Annotated in this window: 17 protein-coding genes; 8 read left to right on the top strand and 9 right to left on the bottom strand. The window is 62.0% G+C overall.

Annotation, left to right across the window (positions count from 1 at the left end; translation table 11 throughout):
- Positions 1-2: 2 nt before the first annotated feature.
- Positions 3-641: a class I SAM-dependent methyltransferase gene (locus GbCGDNIH8_RS11325; protein ID WP_072573841.1), complete on the bottom strand. Its 639-nt coding sequence runs from the start codon at positions 639-641 to the stop codon at positions 3-5.
- On the bottom strand, positions 638-1,606 hold the full coding sequence (gene ubiA / locus GbCGDNIH8_RS11320) for a 4-hydroxybenzoate octaprenyltransferase (protein WP_081368993.1): 969 nt from the start codon (positions 1,604-1,606) through the stop codon (positions 638-640). The genes GbCGDNIH8_RS11325 and ubiA overlap by 4 nt, the downstream gene beginning before the upstream one ends.
- Here ubiA and GbCGDNIH8_RS11315 point away from each other — a divergent pair.
- Positions 1,605-2,354: a 16S rRNA (uracil(1498)-N(3))-methyltransferase gene (locus GbCGDNIH8_RS11315; protein ID WP_072573266.1), complete on the top strand. Its 750-nt coding sequence runs from the start codon at positions 1,605-1,607 to the stop codon at positions 2,352-2,354. The genes ubiA and GbCGDNIH8_RS11315 overlap by 2 nt on opposite strands.
- 49 nt (positions 2,355-2,403) lie before the next feature.
- A complete protein-coding gene (locus GbCGDNIH8_RS11310) occupies positions 2,404-3,792 on the top strand; it encodes a glutamate--cysteine ligase (RefSeq protein WP_072573265.1) in 1,389 nt (462 codons plus the stop codon).
- On the opposite strand, the gene GbCGDNIH8_RS11305 is transcribed toward GbCGDNIH8_RS11310, so the two are convergent.
- The 3 genes from GbCGDNIH8_RS11305 to GbCGDNIH8_RS11295 all read right to left on the bottom strand — a co-directional run bounded on the left by GbCGDNIH8_RS11305 (position 3,789) and on the right by GbCGDNIH8_RS11295 (position 7,536).
- Positions 3,789-4,721 (bottom strand): SGNH/GDSL hydrolase family protein, encoded by a 933-nt coding sequence (locus GbCGDNIH8_RS11305; protein ID WP_157692641.1) that lies wholly within the window; start codon positions 4,719-4,721, stop codon positions 3,789-3,791. The two genes, GbCGDNIH8_RS11310 and GbCGDNIH8_RS11305, sit on opposite strands and share 4 nt — an antisense overlap.
- Positions 4,722-4,958: 237 nt before the next feature.
- Positions 4,959-6,407: a metalloprotease TldD gene (tldD, locus tag GbCGDNIH8_RS11300; protein WP_095206457.1), complete on the bottom strand. Its 1,449-nt coding sequence runs from the start codon at positions 6,405-6,407 to the stop codon at positions 4,959-4,961.
- 16 nt (positions 6,408-6,423) lie between these two features.
- Positions 6,424-7,536: a COX15/CtaA family protein gene (locus GbCGDNIH8_RS11295; RefSeq protein WP_081368992.1), complete on the bottom strand. Its 1,113-nt coding sequence runs from the start codon at positions 7,534-7,536 to the stop codon at positions 6,424-6,426.
- Between the two features lie 151 nt (positions 7,537-7,687).
- On the opposite strand from GbCGDNIH8_RS11295, the gene GbCGDNIH8_RS11290 reads away from it, so the two are divergent.
- Positions 7,688-8,443 carry a TVP38/TMEM64 family protein gene (locus GbCGDNIH8_RS11290; RefSeq protein ID WP_081368991.1) on the top strand — a complete coding sequence of 252 codons (756 nt, stop codon included), beginning with the start codon at positions 7,688-7,690 and terminating at the stop codon, positions 8,441-8,443.
- Here the strand turns inward: GbCGDNIH8_RS11290 and GbCGDNIH8_RS11285 are convergent.
- Positions 8,394-8,654, bottom strand: coding sequence for an usg protein (locus GbCGDNIH8_RS11285; RefSeq protein ID WP_072573262.1), 261 nt, complete (start codon positions 8,652-8,654; stop codon positions 8,394-8,396). The genes GbCGDNIH8_RS11290 and GbCGDNIH8_RS11285 overlap by 50 nt on opposite strands.
- Positions 8,655-8,942: 288 nt before the next feature.
- Between GbCGDNIH8_RS11285 and groES the strand changes: the two genes are divergently transcribed.
- The 3 genes from groES (at position 8,943) to GbCGDNIH8_RS11270 (ending at position 11,489) form a co-directional block, all read left to right on the top strand.
- Entirely contained in the window at positions 8,943-9,233 is a 291-nt protein-coding gene (gene groES / locus GbCGDNIH8_RS11280) for a co-chaperone GroES (RefSeq protein ID WP_025287479.1), read from the top strand.
- Positions 9,234-9,318: 85 nt separating this feature from the next.
- Positions 9,319-10,953 carry a chaperonin GroEL gene (gene groL / locus GbCGDNIH8_RS11275; RefSeq protein WP_072573261.1) on the top strand — a complete coding sequence of 545 codons (1,635 nt, stop codon included), beginning with the start codon at positions 9,319-9,321 and terminating at the stop codon, positions 10,951-10,953.
- Between the two features lie 332 nt (positions 10,954-11,285).
- Positions 11,286-11,489 carry a cold-shock protein gene (locus GbCGDNIH8_RS11270; RefSeq protein ID WP_011632878.1) on the top strand — a complete coding sequence of 68 codons (204 nt, stop codon included), beginning with the start codon at positions 11,286-11,288 and terminating at the stop codon, positions 11,487-11,489.
- A gap of 122 nt (positions 11,490-11,611) precedes the next feature.
- Here GbCGDNIH8_RS11270 and GbCGDNIH8_RS12995 read toward each other — a convergent pair whose 3' ends face one another.
- From GbCGDNIH8_RS12995 to GbCGDNIH8_RS11255, 3 genes are all read right to left on the bottom strand, one after another.
- The gene (locus GbCGDNIH8_RS12995; protein WP_157692640.1) at positions 11,612-12,142 is read right to left on the bottom strand and encodes a hypothetical protein; all 531 of its coding nucleotides are present in this window, start codon (positions 12,140-12,142) and stop codon (positions 11,612-11,614) included.
- A 92-nt stretch (positions 12,143-12,234) separates the two neighbouring features.
- Positions 12,235-12,654 carry a tellurite resistance TerB family protein gene (locus tag GbCGDNIH8_RS11260; protein WP_072573259.1) on the bottom strand — a complete coding sequence of 140 codons (420 nt, stop codon included), beginning with the start codon at positions 12,652-12,654 and terminating at the stop codon, positions 12,235-12,237.
- A gap of 46 nt (positions 12,655-12,700) precedes the next feature.
- Positions 12,701-15,607 (bottom strand): ATP-dependent DNA helicase, encoded by a 2,907-nt coding sequence (locus GbCGDNIH8_RS11255; RefSeq protein WP_072573258.1) that lies wholly within the window; start codon positions 15,605-15,607, stop codon positions 12,701-12,703.
- Positions 15,608-15,757: 150 nt separating this feature from the next.
- Here GbCGDNIH8_RS11255 and GbCGDNIH8_RS11250 point away from each other — a divergent pair, with 150 nt between their 5' ends.
- A complete protein-coding gene (locus GbCGDNIH8_RS11250) occupies positions 15,758-17,374 on the top strand; it encodes a lysine--tRNA ligase (RefSeq protein ID WP_072573257.1) in 1,617 nt (538 codons plus the stop codon).
- On the top strand, positions 17,346-19,418 hold the full coding sequence (locus tag GbCGDNIH8_RS11245) for a putative bifunctional lysylphosphatidylglycerol flippase/synthetase (RefSeq protein WP_081368990.1): 2,073 nt from the start codon (positions 17,346-17,348) through the stop codon (positions 19,416-19,418). The genes GbCGDNIH8_RS11250 and GbCGDNIH8_RS11245 overlap by 29 nt, the downstream gene beginning before the upstream one ends.
- Positions 19,419-19,504 lie beyond the last annotated feature (86 nt).

Raw genomic sequence — 19,504 nt, 5'->3', positions numbered from 1 at the left:
GATCAGGGAGAAAGACGAAACAGGCGCACATGCCGTTCCGTGCGATCTTCCAGTTCCAGCGTGGTCGGAACGGTGTATTCGGCAAAGGCGGTCATACCCTCTTGCGGCAGATAGCTGCGCCCGGGATCAGCGATCCAGACCTCTGCCGTTTCCGCCATGCGCCGCAGCCACGGCATGATGTGGCGGGTCATGGGGGCTTCGTAACAGACATCGCCGCAGAGGATCAGATCCCAGCGGCATGGGCTGCCCACCACATCGCCGTCGGCCAGACGGACGGCAAGGCCGTTTTCAGTCGCGTTCAGCGTGGTGGCGGCCAGAGCCAGCGCATCTATCTCTGCTGCCTCCGCCTCCTGGGCCCCGCTGCGGGCGCAGGCCAGAGCCGCCAGCCCGCATCCTGCCGCGAAATCCAGCACCCGGCGGCCCTTCACCAGTTCGGGATGATCCAGCACATGGCGGGCGATGGCCTGACTGCCCGGCCATGCAAAGGCCCAGAAAGGCGGCTCGACATTCCGCTGCGCCAGCCAGTCTTCTGTGGCCTGCCAGATCGGGGTGATGGCGGTGGCCAGAAACAGCCCGAGCTCCGGCACCAGAGGCGCGCGGGACCATGCCGTATTCTCGCGGATGAAGGCGATGTCTTTCATGGCAACAATCCGATCCAGCCCCACAGGAAAGCTCCCGCTACTGCCAGCCCGATTCGGGTATTGGCCCGAAAAGCCCCCAGACAGGCTGCGGGATTGAGAATATCCAGCCTGTGTACCTGCCATAGCAGCAGGGCGGCGGGCAGCGTCAGCGCAAGGTCATACAGCCATGGCAGCCCGGCCCTGATCCCGGCAAGAATCAGGAAAACCACCATCAAGGCGTAGCTTGCGCCGACGAAACGCCGCGGCATATGCGCGAAACGGCGGGAGGTGGATTTGACGCCGATCACGGCATCATCCTCGATATCCTGAAACCCGTAGATCGTATCGAAGCCCAGATCCCAGACGATAGCCGCGGCATAAAGCAGCCCGACCAGCCACCAGTCCGGCCCCGTCTCCGCCCCTGCGGCGATGGCGCCTGCCGGAGCGCCGAAGCCGAACGTGAATCCCATCACCAGTTGCGGCCACCATGTCACGCGCTTGGCGAGCGGATAGACCGCCACCAGCAGCAGGGATGAAGCGGCGGCTATTTGTGCTATCCTCGGAAGCTGGAGCAGAACCAGTAATCCCGCCAGCAACAGCAGGCCGAGAAACACAGTCGCCTGACGCATCCCCAGCACTCCGGCGGCCAGTGGCCGGCCCGCGGTGCGCGCGACGCTGCGGTCCAGATCACGGTCCCACATATCGTTGACGACGCAGCCCGCTGACCGCATCACCGCGCTGCCGATCAGAAACAGTACGATCAGGCGCAGGCTTTCCTGGTCCGGCGGCCGTGCCGCCAGAATCCCCCACACGCCCGGCAGAAACAGCAGCCAGATACCGACAGGCCGGTCAAGACGGGCCAACAGGGCATAAGGCTGTATCCGCCGGGGCAGGCGGGCAATCCAGCCATCGGGGCGGAGATCGGTGTGAGGCCTTGGCATCTTCTCTGCCGTGCTGGCAGCGTTTGTGGCAGGATGCCGCGTCATGACAGCCTCGAATCGTTTTTCATCCGCCCGTGCCCCTTCCATCCGGCTGCATATGGACCATGCCCTGCGTGGGGGCGAGCATTTAACACTGGATGCCGCGCGCGCCCATTACCTAGGCACCGTGATGCGGCGCGGGGTAGGGGATGCGCTGAGCCTGTTTAATGCCACGGATGGCGAATGGCGGGCGGTGATTGAGAGGATCGACCGCAAGGGGGCCACACTCAGCCTGAGGGAGCAGCTTCGTGCCCCCGTGCCGGAAGAGGGGCCATGGCTGGTTTTTGCCCTGCTGAAGCGCACGAATACCGAACTGGTGGTGCAGAAAGCGACCGAGCTCGGGGTCTCCCGCCTGATTCCGGTGATGACCACCCGCACGAATGCCGAACGCATCAATACGGCGAGGCTGGAAGCCATCGCGGTCGAAGCCGCAGAGCAGTGTGAACGCCTGACCATTCCGGTGCTGCAGGCGCCTCAGCCATTGCCGGCCCTGTTGCGTGACTGGCCGGAGGATCGGCAACTCTATGCGGCAATCGAACGGTCCGAAGCGGCGCATGCCAGAGGGGTGGCCGGGCCATCTGCCCTGCTGACCGGCCCGGAAGGCGGATTTTCAGAACAGGAACTGATTCTGTTGCGTTCCCATGCGCATGTTATTCCGGTCTCTCTCGGCCGAACGGTGTTGCGTGCGGAGACGGCCGTCATTGCCGGGCTGGCCTTGCTGACAGCTCCGCCTGTGTCTGATATTGCCGATTGAGTAACCACAGGGATGCAACCCTGTAACGTTCCAGTTAGTCAGGAAGCCGATGTCCAATCCAGGCGATGCCGATATCACTCCGGCGACCACGACCCGTCAGCTTGCAGATTATCTTGCCAGCGGCTGCCGTGAGCGTTCCGACTGGCGTATCGGCACCGAGCACGAGAAATTCGGCTTTTCCCTGACCGATCTTGCTGCTCCGCCCTATGATGGCCCTGCCGGAATTTCGGCGCTCCTGGAAGGTCTGCACGCTGTCAAGGCGGCAGAGGGCTGGGCGCCGATTCTGGACCGTGGCCACGCAATCGGGCTGAAAGGTCCGGCTTCTTCCCTCGGCGCTTCCCTGTCGCTGGAGCCGGGCGGGCAGTTTGAGCTGTCCGGCGGGGCGCTGACGAACCTGCACCAGACAAGGCAGGAGTTTCAAATCCATTTCGCCGAGCTGCATCGTGTCGCGGCTCCGCTGGGTCTGGGGTTCGCGCCGCTGGGGTTCCAGCCGTTGCACAGCCGCGCCGCGATGCCATGGATGCCCAAGGGCCGGTACGAAATCATGCGGGCCTACATGCCCAAAGTCGGGACGCTCGGGCTGGACATGATGCTGCGCACCTGCACCGTGCAGGTGAATCTGGATACGCAATCAGAGGCGGATATGGTCCGCAAATTCCGGGTTGCGCTGGCCTTCCAGCCGGTGGCCACGGCGCTGTTCGCGAACTCTCCCTTCACGGAGGGAAAGCCGAATGGTTACCTGTCCTATCGCGCCCATATCTGGACGGATACCGACCCTGATCGCACGGGATTGCCGGGCATTGTGTTCGAGGACGGGTTCGGCTTCGAACGCTGGACAGAGTGGCTGCTGGATGTGCCGATGTATTTCGTGCATCGCCCTGGTGAGGGCTATGGCGGATATGTCGATGTCGCCGGAGCCAGTTTCCGTGATTTCATGGCCGGGCGTCTGCCGGGCCGGGAAGGGGAGTGTCCGACCATCGGTGATTTCGCCGATCACACCACGACGGCTTTTCCGGAAGTCCGACTGAAGCGTTTTCTGGAAATGCGGGGCGCTGATGCCGGCAGTATGGCGATGATGCTGGCTCAGTCGGCGCTCTGGGTTGGTCTGCTTTACGACGATGCGGCGCTGGAGGCTGCCACCGCGCTGATGAACCGCCATGGATGGCAGAGTCTGGTCGGGCTGCGATCCGAGGTCGCAAGGCAGGCGGTGAACACGCCTTTCGCGGGTGGCACGGTACGCGATCTGGCCCGCGATCTGGTCGCCATCGCCGCTGACGGTCTGCGTGCCCGTGGGCAGGAGGAAGAAGTATACCTCGATCCGCTGCGGGACATCGTGGAAGGCGGCGCTCCCACACAGGCGGAGCACTGGCTGAACCGCTATCAGAGCGTTTGGGCAGGGGATGTGAGCCGGATTTTCAACGAGGCTCAGGTTGCCTAACTGCCATCATCATCTCCATCATCATCCCCGTCCGGTCCCTGAGCATTACCGGGCGAGGCTTTTCTGACCGCCGGATGGGCGGCGTGATGGGGAAGGCCGGAGGTGGTGTCCTGTTTGGCCCCGGTTTCCTTGAGCCCCGCCAGAATCGCCTGTGCCAGGGCATGCGCCACGCAGCGATAACCCAGATCGTTATGATGCAGCCCGTCTGAGGCGATGAAATCAGCATATGGGTGGCCCATATCCCGCCAGTGATCCATCAATTGCCCACGCTGGAACAGCGCTGCGCCGGTCTTCTGGGCAATGGAGGCCATGGTGCTGTCCAGTAATGTGCCTTCCTTGGTTGCGATGATACGGGGCGCACGCTGATTATCCATCAGCACCACATCGACGGAAGCTTTGTGCATCCGGATGACCCCGGCCATGACCATCTTGCGGAATACGTCAGGGCTGATATTGCGCATCGCCCCATTGGCTCCGACCTGCCAGATCACGACCTGAGGATGAACATCCAGCGCGTCACTTTGCAGGCGCGGGGTTTCCTCGGTCACGTCTTCCCCGCCGATGCCCCGGTTGATCACGGCGATATGGGCATGCGGCAGAGCCTCTGACAGCTCCTTCTGCAACAACGCGGGGTAGGAGGCGCCAATATCTGACGACATCCATCCTTGCGTGGAAGAGGAACCGATGGCGACGATCACCACCTCCTCGTTATCCTCCAGCGCATCCCGCAGATTTTTGAGATGCAGGGGCGGCACCTCATAAGCCGGGCAGTTCGGCGGTGGGGAGGATGTTTCCACATGGATGGAAGAGGAAGATGCAGAATGACTCTCCTGCATGGCATGGGCCATGAAAGGAACCGTGAGCATACCAATGGCCGGAGCGGCGAATGCCAATAAGGCGCCGGTTTTCCAGAAAATGCGATCTATCATGCTACGTTTGATCATTGGATGCTCTCAAGCCTGATGCAGGCTTACCCTGAAACAGGAAGTATCGCTGGCATGGAGAGAGCCGGGAGAAAACCCTGAATCTGTTTAAATCTCATTCATCTTCAGAGTGCGGCGGCGGTGTGGCTGCCCGGATAGACCCCCCAGATTTCCGGATGCTATCGGAAAAGATACACCGCAGGCCGGAATGAAAAAATTCGTTCCGGCACTGCGTCAACTGTTTCAGTCAGCTGTACCGCCGATGGTCAGGCCGGTCAGTTTCAGCGTCGGCTGCCCGACACCGACCGGAACGCCCTGACCGCTTTTGCCGCAGGTGCCGATTCCAGGGTCCAGCGCCACATCCGGCCCGATCATCTCGACTTTCGTCAGACTGTCTGGCCCATTGCCGATCAGCGTCGCCCCCTTGACGGGGGCGGTGATGCGGCCATCCTCAATCAGATAGGCCTCGCTGGCGGAAAACACGAACTTGCCGGAGGTGATGTCTACGCTGCCGCCGCCGAAATTCGCTGCGTACAGGCCGCGTTTTACCGAGCGGATCATTTCTTCCTTCTCATGCCTGCCGCCCAGCATGACTGTGTTGGTCATACGCGGCATCGGTGCATAGGCATAGGACTGGCGGCGGCCATTGCCGGTGGGGCGGACGCCCATCAGCCGGGCATTGAGCCGATCCTGCATATAGCCGGTGAGAATCCCATCCTCGATCAGCACGGTACGGGAGGAAGGCGTGCCTTCATCATCCACGGTCAGGCTGCCACGCCGGTCTGGCAGGGTGCCGTCATCGACCACAGTGACGCCCGGCGCTGCGACCCGCTGTCCCATCAGCCCGGCAAAGGCGGAGGTTTTCTTGCGGTTGAAATCTCCTTCCAGACCATGGCCGATGGCTTCATGCAGCAGGATGCCGGGCCAGCCGGAGCCGAGCACGACGGGCATTTCCCCGGCTGGCGCCGGGCGGCTGTCGAGGTTGATCAGCGCCTGACGCAGGGCTTCGTCGATCCCGTTTTTCCATGTTTCCTCGGTCAGCAGGCGATCATAGCCATAGCGGCCACCTGTGCCGAAGCTGCCGCTTTCCCGGCGGCCATCCTGTTCGACGATGACGGCGATATTCAGCCTGACCAGCGGACGCAGATCAGCGACGCGCAGTCCGTCAGCGCGGATGATCTGCACGGCCTGCCATTCCCCGACGATCGAGGCCGTCACCTGACGCACGCGGGAGTCTTTTTCCCGCGCATAGGCGTCGATGGTGGCGAGCAGGGCGGTGCGGGTGGCGAAATCGACGCTCGGCAGCGGGTTGGCGTCGCTGTACAGCCGTGCGTTGGTCGCCCGCGGTGGCTCGGCGAGGGTACCGCCATGGCCGGCCGCGACGGAGGCGACTGTGGTGGCGGCACGGCGCAAGGCGGCTTCGCTGACCTCCCCGGCATGGGCATAGCCGGTGGCTTCACCGGCGACGGCGCGCAGGCCAAAACCCGTCGCGGTGTCGAAATTCGCACCGCGAATACGGCCATCATCCAGACTGACAACCTCGCTTTCCCGATATTCCAGGAACAGCTCACCATCCTCGGCCCCATGCAGGGCACCCTGCGTGATTTTCAGGGCGCTGTCCTGATCGAGGGCCGCATCCGCGCGCTCGAAGAACAGGTTATCGGTGGCGGCGAGGGCGGTATCGAGACTCATGAGAACTCCTGCCCGGCTAGTGAGAAGAGGCCGGGGCATTGATGGAAGCGGTGCGGCCGGCACCACGCAGACTATGCAGGGTGACGATCGCGGCAGTCAGCAGCAGAACAGCCATACCCTGATGGGCCACGGCCACTGGTATGGCGACGACACTCAGAAGCGTGGCGACGCCAAGCGCATATTGCAAGATCACCGCGACCATCAGCGGCAAAACGGCACGTCGGGCATTGCCGCCTCTGCGGAATCCGATCAGCCCGGTCAGCAGCGCTGTCAGGCCCGTCAGTGTGGCCAGCAGGCGGTGGTCGAACTGGACGGTGGGGATGTTTTCGAACATGGCACGGGGGCCTTCGCCGTACCCTTCCGGGACCAGTCGTCCATCCATCAGGGGGAAGGTATTGTAATCCAGCCCGGCATGGATACCGGCGACGAAGCCGCCGGCAATGATGGTGATGCAGACCAGCACCAGCGTAACCATGCTCATCCGGCGCAGTCCCACCGTGCCGGGGAGCGGGCGCGGCTCAGGATTGAGGACCGAGAGCGCAGTCCAGAGCAGGGCGCTGTAAAGCAGCAGTGCAAAGGAGAGATGGACCACCAGACGGTAGGGCGAAACCGCTGTGCTGTCCGGAAAAAAACCGGAGGCGACCATGAACCAGCCGACTGCCCCCTGCAGGCCACCCAGTACGAAAATCAGGATCAGGCGGGGGATCAGGGTGCGCTCGATCCGGCGCGTCACTGCCAGAAAGATCAGCGGCACCAACAGAACCAGCCCGATCAGGCGTCCCCATAGCCGATGGGTCCATTCCAGCCAGAAAATATGCTTGAACCCGTCCAGCCCGAAGCCATGATTGACCAGCGCGTATTGCGGGATCTTCTGATACAGCGCGTATAGCCGCTCCCATTCAGCCTGGGAGGTCGGTGGCAGCGTGCCCATCAGCGGCGCCCATTCCATGATGGACAGGCCGGAACCGGTCAGCCGGGTCGCCCCTCCGAGCATGACCATCACCAAAATCATGAAGCAGAGCGTGAACATCCATGTTGCAACCAGAATGCGGTTACGCTGCTGCGGAGTCACAGCATACTGGCGGCCATGGCGGGAGGGAGAGGATGCGGCACGGATATGGTCTGACATGCCCGCTCTATACCGGTTTCAGCGACAGCCGAACAGCAGGCACGATGATGCCTGTATGGGGCAGCGACATGGGGGCAGCGACATGGGGGCAGTGACATGGGGCTCCTGTATGGCTTGATGCTGCCCGGTCATGACGCTAACCGGGACGGCCATGGTCACAACCGAGCCTCCCGAGGCTGCTCCGTCCGTATCGCTGCGTGTCGTACCCCCTTTGTGGAAAAGTGTCGGCAAGCCGCTCCTGCTGATCGCCGGTCTGGTTGCGGCCGGGCTGATCATGCGCGGCCTGTCGGTTGAAAGACTGCGCAGCACGGGCGGCTGGACGTCCTATCTGCTGCTGGCCGCCCTGTCCTGTGCGGTCGGAATGCCGCGTCAGGTGGTGGCATTTGCGGGCGGATACAGTTTCGGGGCGGCAGAAGGATTTGGTCTGGCCTTGTCCGCCACCGTGCTGGGCTGCGGTGCCGATTTTCTCTGGGCACGGCTGCTGGCGCGCGCCTGGATGCGGCGTTTTCTGGCAAGACGCGATCAGGGTGGGCGTCTGGTCAGGCTCAGCCGGCTCCTGGCCGTGCATCCATTCAGCGCCACCCTGACCCTGCGTCTGCTGCCGGTCGGCAGTAATCTGCTGCTCAATATTCTGGCCGGCGTGCTGGATATCCGGCCGATCCCTTTTGTGGCGGCCAGTATCGTCGGATTTATCCCTCAAACCCTGGTGTTCGTGCTGCTGGGCGGGGGTACCCGAATCGGTCATGGCGTTCAGCTGGCCGTGGCCATCCTGCTGTTCTGTATGTCCATGATGCTTGGGTTCTGGCTGTATCGCCGCACCCGGCTGGGACGGGAGGCGATACAGCCGGATGAGACCGTCAGTGCAGAGTGGCCACCAGCGCCGGATGACGAATCTCGCCGGGCGTGATCAGACCGGCAGCGGTCACGCGCACTGAATGGAGCCTGCCCTCAAGCTCGCGACTCCAGAAATCCAGAAATTTATGGAGTTCCGGAAAGCGGGGGGCGATGTCCAGCTCCTGCCAGATATAGCTCTGCAACAGGGCGGGATGGTCGGGCAGGTGATAAAGAATTTCAGCGGTGGTCAGACGATAGTCCTGCAACTGACGGCCAAGATTCATAAGGGTGCCTCCTGACGGTAAAAAATCCGGGCCTGCGCCCGTCTGACCGCAGCCCGTTTCAGAAACGTGACATTGCGGTTGGGGCGATTTCAAGAAAAATGTTTCTTATCAATGCATTAGCACTCGCGCTGTACTGTGGCTGCCAAAAATTCACAAAGTCTGCGCGCCGATTGCTTGAAAAATGAAATGAGCTGCCATACATGGCTGGCACTCTCCGCGTGGGAGTGCTAACAAACGAGCCCATCAAGCGCCGGACAGAGGCGCACGAGTTTTATGGAGCGTTTTCCGATGGCAAGTTTCCGTCCCCTGCACGACCGCGTCGTGGTCCGTCGCCTGAACGCTGAGGAAAAAACCTCTGGCGGCATCATCATTCCTGACACCGCCAAGGAAAAGCCGATGGAAGGCGAAATCGTCGCCGTCGGCGCCGGCGCGCGTAACGAGCAGGGTCAGATTCAGCCGCTCGATGTCAAGGCTGGTGATCGCGTGCTGTTCGGCAAGTGGTCCGGCACGGAAGTGAAGATCGACGGCGAAGAGCTGCTGATCATGAAGGAAAGCGACATCATGGGCATCATCGGATAAGGCTGCGCACGGCAAAAAGCCTGCGCCTTTATTCTGAATGAAGTCCTGTTTTCCTCCCCACAGACTGTAATCGAGAGAAACGACAATGGCAGCCAAGGACGTAAAATTCGGTGGCGACGCCCGTCAGCGTATGCTGCGCGGCGTGGACATTCTGGCCGATGCGGTGAAGGTGACCCTGGGTCCGAAAGGCCGCAACGTGGTCATCGACAAGAGCTTCGGCGCACCGCGCATCACCAAGGACGGCGTGAGCGTCGCCAAGGAAATCGAGCTGGCCGACAAGTTCGAGAACATGGGCGCCCAGATGGTGCGCGAAGTGGCCTCGAAAACCAACGACAAGGCCGGTGACGGCACCACCACCGCGACCGTCTTGACCCAGGCGATCGTGCGTGAAGGCGCCAAGGCCGTGGCCGCTGGCCTGAACCCGATGGATCTGAAGCGCGGCATCGACAAGGCCGTCGCCGTGGTGATCGAGGATCTGAAGGCCAACAGCCGCAAGATCACCAACCCCTCCGAGACCGCTCAGGTCGGCACCATCTCCGCCAATGGCGAAAGCGAGATCGGTCGCATGATCTCCGAGGCCATGCAGAAGGTCGGCAATGAAGGCGTCATCACGGTCGAGGAAGCCAAGGGCATCCAGACCGAGCTGGACGTCGTTGAAGGCATGCAGTTCGACCGCGGTTATGTCTCTCCGTATTTCATCACGAACCCGGAGAAGATGATCGCCGAGCTGGATAACCCCTACATCCTGATCCACGAAAAGAAGCTGGCCCAGCTGCAGCCGCTGCTGCCGCTGCTGGAAAGCGTCGTGCAGTCCGGCCGTCCGCTGCTGATCATCGCCGAGGATGTCGAGGGCGAAGCCCTGGCCACCCTGGTCGTGAACAAGCTGCGTGGTGGTCTGAAGATCGCGGCCGTGAAGGCTCCGGGCTTCGGTGATCGTCGCAAGGCGATGCTGGAAGACATCGCGATCCTGACCGGCGGCACGGTGATCAGCGAAGATCTGGGCATCAAGCTGGAAACCGTCACCCTTCAGCAGCTCGGCACCGCGAAGCGCGTGCTGATCGAGAAGGAAAACACCACGATCGTCGAAGGCGCCGGTTCTGCCGACGACATCAAGGGCCGTTGCAGCCAGATCCGCGCGCAGGCAGAGGAAACCACCTCTGACTACGACCGTGAAAAGCTGCAGGAACGTCTGGCGAAGCTGGCAGGCGGCGTCGCGGTCATCCGCGTCGGCGGCTCCACCGAGGTCGAGGTGAAGGAGCGCAAGGATCGCGTCGATGACGCGCTGCATGCGACCCGCGCCGCGGTCGAGGAAGGCATCGTTCCGGGTGGTGGCGTGGCTCTGGCCCGCGCGTCCCTGAAGCTGGCCGATCTCGGCTATGACAATGGCGATCAGAAGGTCGGTATTGAAATCATCCGCCGCGCCCTGCAGGCGCCGCTGCGTCAGATCTCCGAAAATGCGGGTGAGGACGGTGCGGTGATCGCCGGCAAGGTTCTGGAAAACGGCACCTACAATTTCGGCTTCGATGCCCAGACCGGCGAGTTCAAGGATCTGGTTTCGGCCGGTATCATCGACCCGGCGAAGGTCGTTCGCACGGCTCTGCAGGATGCGGCTTCCGTCGCGGCCCTGCTGATCACCACCGAGGCGATGATTGCCGAGAAGCCGGAAAAGAAAGCGCCGGCTGGTGCGCCTCCGGGCGGCATGGGCGATATGGATTTCTGATCCATCCGTTCAACCGACGATGGAAGGGCGGCCCTGGTGGCCGCCCTTTTTCTGTGAGCCGTGTTGAATCACCAGACCAGAGGCCGGTTTTTGGTCGATCCCTGATGTGGTTTGTCATTGATCCACAATTGACATCTGCAGTGCTTTCTGTCCCACTACAAACTGTCAATCGTACTTTTGCTTGCCTTGCTGCGCGTCCGTTCCCGGTGAGAGTGTTTTTCGGAACACATGCACCGGTGCCCCACCGGGGGGAGCCTTCAAGTAATACAAAAGGCTCGGTTGTCGATCACCGCACAATGTGTGTGGTGTTAACGACGGAGAAGTGACGCGCTATGGCTACGGGTACAGTTAAGTGGTTCAATGCTACAAAGGGCTTCGGATTCATCATGCCGCAGGATGGCGGTAAGGATGTGTTCGTGCATATCACCGCTGTTCAGGCGGCTGGTCTGCGTGGCCTGGACGAAGGTCAGAAGGTGACATACGAAGTTGCGATGGAACGCGGCAAGGCCGCTGCCACCAACCTTCGCGTGGCCTGATTGATTGCTCAGCCAGCCTGATGCTTCACAGCATCGTGCTGATCTGATCATGAGACCATGAAAACCGGTCGTTCCTGATGGGGCGACCGGTTTTTTTGTGTTCAGACATGGATCGGGAGGGGTCAGACCTTCTCAATCCGGTGAATTGAGGTTCCACCTGCCTCTGACAAGGCCCGTTCGGCACGATATTGCTGGTTCGCATCCTGCACGGAGACTGACAGAATCAGCGCATTGGACTCTGCAGCTGTTTCACGTTTTTCGTGCCCGGCCTGGCTTGCCGCCTGCCCGATGCCTTCTGCTGCACCGCCTGCCACCATACCGCCTGCCAGCGCAGCCCCTATCACCGGGGCGGCCGCACCGCCTGTCGCCACGACGGCACCAGCAGCAGCCATAGCGCCTGCCGCCGCTGCAACGCCCGCCCCGAGTGTGCGCAACTGGCGGTGATCGGTTTCTGTCGTGGGTGCATCGACACTGTCATCGGGACCAGCCGGGACATTGTCACGATGGGTCAGGGAAATGGCGCCCCGGTCGATCCCGGTCTGCATGACACGATCAATGGCCGCCTGCACGGCTTCATCGCTGTCGAAATTGGCCTGAATCAGGGTGACGGAGGACTGAAAATCCGGGCCTTGCTTACTATGATTGTGGCTCATGATGTCCATCTCCCATGCTTTTGTTGTCATGGAAGGCGAACGCTCTCTGACGGTACATGTTCCGTCAGGGCAGGTTCCGGCAGGGTAAAGAATCAAACCCGCTGGTGGCGTGCGCGGGTACAGCGTTCGATGGCGGTAATGACAAGCGGGTCCAGATGCAGTTCGTGGGCCACCATCTCCAGCATACGCAATGAAGGCTGCTGGGCTTCACTGCTGGCGGCGATGACTTCGCAGGCAAGAGCATAGGCGGTTTCGCGCAGCCGGTTCGGCAAGGCGTTTCGAATCAGACGGGAGGCATGGGCCAGTCCGTTTTCATCCCGCAGCAGATTGACCGTGGCATCGGTGGCGGTGGCCAGTTCCTGAGCTGTGAAACCGTGGAAAACCGGCAGAAACTGGACCAATCCGGCCATCGTGCCGATTTCGCGGTCGGTGATACCGCCATCAGCGGCCGCCACCAGCACCATCGTGCACACAAGGGCTTCCTGGGGAGTCAGTGTTTCACGGGTCAACATAGGAAAAAACTCGCTGATACTGGCAAAGGGCGCAAGCCGAAACGTATCAAATTCTGAATGGGTCAGCGCTGATCACGTTTTTGTGTTCAGGTCCCAAAAAATCGGCTGCTTCTGACGCGGCTTCCGCCAGCCCGACGCGTCTGATTGTGACGCCAGGGGGAAAGGCGGTGAGAAGGCGGCTGGGTGTCCGGCGGTCCAGCAATACGAACACTCCACGATCGGAAGCGCTGCGCACAAGTCGCCCGAAAGCCTGTCGCAATCTCATGCGCGTGATGCGCTCGTCATAAGCTGACGGCATGCCGCCAGAAAGATGAATGCGGCGTTCCCGATGCAGAATGTCCGGACGCGGCCAAGGCACACGTTCGAACGCAACAAGCCGTAGAGCACGGCCCGGCACATCCACACCGTCACGCATTGCATCGGTCCCGAGCAGACAGGAATCGATTTCGGTACGGAAGACATCAACCAGCGTGGTGTTGTCCATGGCATCCACATGCTGGGCGAGGACTTGTATCCCCTCCGCTTCCAGTGCGGGTGCAATCCGTGCATGGACGGCGCGCAGCCGGGTAATAGCGGTGAACAACCCCAGCCCTCCTCCGCCTGCCGCCAGAAACAGGGTGCGGTAGGCAGCGGCGAGGGCCGCAATATCGTATCCCACATCGGTGATGATGAAGGCCCGCGTCTGCGCTGCATAGTCGAATGGGCTGGCCAGTGCGGCACGGATGGCGGGGGAGGGCAGATGCGGCGCGCCGACCTGTGCTTCTGCCGCTTCCCATGCAGCGGCCTGATCTTCCATGCCGCCGTCACGCAGCGTCGCGGAGGTGATCAGCAATCCATGTGCGGGTGAAGCCAGTGTGGCGGTAAAAGGAATGGTCGGGTCCAGCCAGTGCCGGTGCAGTCCGACATCCCGGTCGCCGGTATCGCCGCGTTGCAGGCGGATGAAATGCACATGCTCCGGCCGGAGTCCTGCTTCCGGGGGCGGCGACTGGATCGCCAGCAACATGGTGCGCCATGCGGAAAGCGGGTCGATGGCCCGCCGACCAAGGGAGCGGCAGGTGGCCTCGATCCGGCTGCGGGTTGGCTGATCGAGCGTGTCGGATTCGCTTTCCAGCCGGTCGGCCAGACGCTGGCGAAGGGTTTTCAGCGGCTGGAGGATACGGTCCAGCGCCCGATCCAGCACGGCGGCGGCTTCAGGCAGTTCGGGCAGAACCGGATGCAGATCGGCCTCAATGGCTGTGCGGGGCAGGTCTGCCCTGTCATTCGATCGGGCCAGAGCCTGACGCCGCAGCAGATGCAGCAGGGCTTCCGCCGGATTTTGTCGTCCGGCCTCGATCCCGCCGAGATCGGGCAGCAGACCATTGCCGGGTGAAGAATCCGGGTGTTCCGGTGCATCGTGGGCCGCTTCGGCCAGACGCATCTGCCAGCCTTGCGAAGGCAGGGCGGTGGCCGCGGTCAGGGCTGCTTCCAGCGGGGTCTGAAGGTCGGGATCATCGGCCACCAACTCCTCCAGCCTGCGACGCAGCCCGCGGGCGCGGGAACGGCCGCCTTCTGCTCCGCGCAGCCAGCGGCGGAGTTCTGCCGTTTCCATCCCTGACAGGATAGCGGAAAACGCACTATCTGCGGCATCGAAGACATGATGCCCTTCGTCAAAAACATAGCGCGTGGGCACTGTCGTATCGTCCAGCCCGCCCCACACGGCCTGCGCCATGACCAGCGCGTGATTGGCCACCACCAGATCGGCCCCGCGTGCCCGGCGGATGCTGTGTTCCACGAAGCATTTCTTCCAGTGGCCGCATCCGGCGTGGATGCACTCACCGCGCCTGTCCGCAAGGGCCGGCAGCAGGCCGCCGCCGAACAGTTCCGGCAGCCAGCCGGGGAGATCGCCACCTTGGAGGTCCCCATCTTCTGTCACCAGTGCCCAGCGTGCCAGCAGCGCAAGCGGAATGGTGCGGGCATGCGCCAGCCCGGCTACGCTGGCCACGGCATCCTCGAAATTCAGCAGGCAGAGATAGTTCTCCCGTCCTTTGCGCAGCACGGTTTTCTGCCGCCTGATGAGGGGATCGGGAAACAGCCGGGCCAACTCACCCTCGATCTGCCGTTGCAGATGGCGGGTATAGGTGCTGATCCAGACGGAACCGTGATTACGCTCGGCCCACAGGCTGGCAGGGGCGATATAGCCCAGCGTTTTGCCGGTGCCGGTGCCCGCCTCGGCCAGCACCAGATGGGGATCGCCCTGGCTTTGTCTCGGTGCAAAGGCGGCGCTGGCGGCACCTGCATAATCCGCCTGTCCTGGTCTTTGCTCTGCCTCGGTGCCGAGAATGCTGCGCAGGCGGCTTCTTGCCTCGGTATCGCTGACCGGGTGGGAGGAGGGCGGCGGCGGGGGCGGCAGGTCTTCCCATTCCGGCAGCCGGTTCCAGATTCTCAGCGTATTGGCCTGTGCGGCGGCATCGGGCTGCCCCAGCGCCTGCATCACATAAGGCGCCCATGCCCAGCCGCTTTGCCCCATCCGTGCGGCGAGTGCAGCGGCATCCCGGTTCAGCGGGGTCATGCGTCCGGCCTGCAACCGGGTCAGCAGAGTGGAGGCCAGCCGGGACAGGCTGGTGACCTGTTCCTCCAGCAAAGGTCCTGGTGGTGGCAGGTCGAGCGCCAGCGCCAGCCCGCGCGGGGTGGGGGAGGCGGTTTTGCCGGGCAGCACGAAAGCGAACAGCTCCAGCAGATCGAGGCACGGCATGGCATGACCATGCAGAGCAAGCCGGTTCAGTGTGGCGGGCGCATGAATAACCAGCACAGGCGGCAGTGTACGGAGCATGGTGGCGGCTCTGGCGCTGCTGGTCTGGTGCAGCACGCCGTCCTGATCAATGATCGCGGCCTGTCCGTATCCGGCGACAAGGGCGGCATACCCTGCCTGTGAAGAAGACTCCTGCCGGATGACGCTGGGGGGGCGGGACTGCATCAGACCTTTATAGGGCTAACCAGACCAGCCGCCAGAGCGTATCTGCGCATCGGGCCGGTGTGTGCATCCGGCAGCATTTCCTGCCGGTCAGCGGAGCCATGTTCACGGCTCCGATTGACCGGACGCGCTGCCGTTTCTAGCTTGCGCCGCATGGTGACGTCTTTATCGGCTTCTTCCCCCTCTGATCCCTCCTCTTCCGGCCAGACGCCGGATGTTCCCAAGGCATGGCCTTTTGAGGAAGCGCAGCGCGTTTCCGCGCGTCTGGCCGCGACCGGAAAGCGGGAGGCGCTGTTCGAGACCGGCTATGGCCCCTCCGGCCTGCCGCATATTGGCACATTCGGGGAAGTGGCGCGCACCTCCTGGGTGCGGAACGCCTTTACGGAGTTGACCGGCCTGCCATCCCGCCTGCTGGCTTTCAGCGATGATATGGACGGGCTGCGCAAGGTGCCGGACAACGTCCCGAACAAGGAAATGCTGGCGGAATTCATCGGCCGTCCGCTGACCAGCGTGCCTGATCCGTTTGGCACCCATGACAGTTTCGGCGCCCATAACAATGCCCGGCTGCGCAGCTTTCTGGACGGGTTCGGCTTTTCCTATGAATTCGCGTCCTCCACCGAATATTACCGGTCGGGCCGGTTCGATGCGGCCCTTCGCCGTCTGCTGGAAGTGTATGACGAGGTGACCGCCGTCATCCTGCCGACGCTGGGGCCGGAACGTCGGGCGACCTACTCTCCCTTCCTGCCGCTGCATCCGGAAACCGGTATCGTGATGCAGGTGCCGATCGAGCATCGCGATGTGGAGGCTGGAACGATCGTCTGGCGGGATGAGAACGGCAAACGCTTCGAGACGCTGGTCACCGGTGGTGCTGCCAAGTTGCAGTGGAAGGCCGACTGGGCGATGCGCTGGTATGCTCTGGGCGTCGATTATGAAATGTCAGGCAAGGATCTGATTGACAGTGTGCGGCTGTCCTCCCGCATCTGCTCCATTCTCGGTGGCCAGCCGCCGGTAACGCTGACCTACGAGCTGTTTCTGGACGAGCATGGCCAGAAGATCAGCAAGTCGAAGGGCAATGGCCTGTCCGTCGAGGAATGGTTGCGCTATGCCCCGCCGGAAAGTCTGGCGCAATACATGTATAATGCGCCGCAGCGGGCCAAGCGCCTGTATTTTGACGTCATCCCGCGTGCTGCCGATGAATATCTCGCCCATGCTGATAAGGCCGCGACTCAGGATGAGGCCGCGCTGAAGACCAATCCCTCCTGGCATATTGCCGGACGGCAGGTGCCGGAACAGCGCAGTCCGCTCAGTTTCGCGATGCTGCTCAATCTGGCCAGCGTGGTGAATGCAGAGAATGCCGATATTCTGTGGGGCTTCATCCGCCGCTACTGCCCCGGTGCTACCCCGGAGACGCAGCCTTTTCTGGCACGGCTGGCCGATCATGCGGTGATGTATTACCGAGATTTCGTGCTGCCGCAGAAAAACTATCGCGACCCGACAGAGACCGAGCGGGCTGCCCTTGTTGATCTGCGCGATGTGCTGCGGGCTATGGAACCCGATACGTCCGAAACCGTCCTGCAGAATGCAGTGTTCGAGGTCGGCAAGAGACATGAATTTGCAGAATTACGCGCCTGGTTCGGCTGTCTTTATCAGGTGCTGTTGGGGCAGGCGGAGGGGCCGCGCTTCGGTAACTTTGTTGCCGTCTATGGCGTTGCTGAAACCGCTTCTCTGATCGAGGCCGCCCTTGCGCGCCAAAACACTCCAACGACTTGACGCAAAGCGGATCCGCCAGCTGAGGCTGCTGGTCCGCGGCAAGCGGATCCTGCGGCGGGCTCCCGCTTTTCTGGGAATTCTGCTGCTGATCGGTGCGATCTATGTGGTGCAGAGGGAATTCCACCATCTGAAGGTGGATGACATTAAACGCGCCTTGGAGGAGATCCCCAATCGCGTGCTTTGGATCTCTGCCGGATATACGGTGGTTTCCTATGCCGTGCTGACTTTGTACGACAGGCTCGGCACGATTTATGCCGGACGGCGGGTCAGTTACTGGAAGGTCTCTCTGGCGTCTTTCTGTGCCTATTCACTGGCGCATAATCTGGGGTTTGCGGCGGTTTCCGGCGCTGCCGTGCGATATCGGTTGTACGCGCACTGGGGCCTGACACCGGTCCAGATTGGAAAGGTCATTGCCTTTTGCAGCCTGACCTTTGGCCTGGGGGGCATGGTGCTGGGCGGGGCGATTCTGCTGTGGGAGCCGGAATCCGTTCCCTTCTTCGGTCAGTGGCTGCCTGGCTGGGGCATGCATCTGCTCGGTGTGGGGATGTGGGCCGTGGTCGCTGGTTATGTCACTCTGGCCCGTATGTTCGGTACGTTCCGGATGTTCGGCCATGAAATATCGCTGCCCGGCGCACGAATGGCGGTCTTGCAGGTTCTGCTGGCAACGGCGGATGTGGCGGTGACGGCGGCAATTTTCTACGCGTTGCTGCCGGAAGCGGAGGGGCTGACCTATCTGCGTTTTCTCGGGGTCTATCTGTCATCCTACACAGCCGGTCTGGCGGCCAATCTTCCCGGAGGACTGGGTGTATTCGACAGCGCCATCTTGATTGGGCTGTCCGGCTGGCTGCCCCCGCCTCAGATCGTTAGTGCGATTCTGGTTTTCCGTCTCTATTATTACATCATCCCGCTTTTCATATCCGGCGCTCTTTTTGCAGGGAACGAGCTTCTGCTGCGCGGCCGTAAAGCCATTTCGTCAGCGGATCAGGGGCAGGATGCGTTGCCCGCTCCATCGCGCTGGAACGCGCCTGATCTGGCCGTGGGGGCGGCAACCGGGGCTGTGGCCCTGAGCGGCTCCCTGTTGCTCGGTCTGAATTTCGTCGATCCTAATCCGGATCTGTCCTGGCTCGGTATTGATACATTCGGGGCAGCGAGAGAGGTGGAAATGTTTTTCCCTTCCCTGCTCGGAACCGGTCTGCTGGTCATGGCGGTCGGTCTGGCGCAGCGTGTGCGTCTGGCGTGGGGGATGACCATTCTGCTGCTGCTCAGTGGGGCTGCGGTCTCTCTGGCGCGAGGAGAAGGGGTATGGGTTTCAGCCGTCCTGATTCTGACCGGGCTGCTGCTGGCTCCGTTCAGGGAGGCGTTTTACCGTCAGGCCCGTTGTCTCCGTGATCGGATGCAGGCCGAAACGATGGTACCGCTTTTTGCCCTGGTGATTTGCCTGCTGATGCTGGCAGGGTTCGAGCGGCATGTGAGTGGACTGGCCGGGGCATCCTGGTGGAGTATTGTACTGTCAGCGGATGTGCCTAATGCAATCCGTGCCAGTGTGGCTGGGGCGGTACTCGCCGGACTTGCGGCGATATGGGGGCTGATTCGTCCGGCGCATGTTACTTTTCAACCATGGACGCCCGAATGGCGGATGCGTTGTGCCCGTATGAACGGTCTCAGCATTCCCAAGGCTGATGGCGTCGTTCTGGGGGAGGCAGCGCATGCGGGGATTCCGTTCTGTCGCGTCGGATCGCTGCTGCTTGGTCTGGGTGACCCCACAGGGCCAGAGGCAGACCGTGTCTCTGCCGTGTGGCATCTCCGCGATCTGGCGAGCCAGGAGGGGCGGGAGACTGCTTTATGGGGTGTAGGGGAGACCTACCTTCAGGTTTATGCTGATCTCGGGCTTCATGCTGTGCCGCTGGATAAGGACGGGTTGCCGCTCTCCGGGGGGCAGGGAAGGCTTGAGGGTCTCTATCTGGTGTGCAGGGCCGAGCGTGATCTGCAAACGATTCTGCCGGCCTTGTCCGGACTGATGAGGCCTTCTCTACTGGCAGAATAAGTTGTTTTTCGTGTTATATCGGTATTCTCCCCACCCATATCCCGTTCCGGCATGATCAAAGGCTGGATTGGCCCTGTTCTGAAGCC

It is taken from the genome of Granulibacter bethesdensis, assembly GCF_001889545.1.
GTDB classification, from domain to species: domain Bacteria; phylum Pseudomonadota; class Alphaproteobacteria; order Acetobacterales; family Acetobacteraceae; genus Granulibacter; species Granulibacter bethesdensis_B.
Note: the sequence above shows the minus strand (reverse complement) of the source record. Positions and strands in the feature narration are given on the sequence as shown.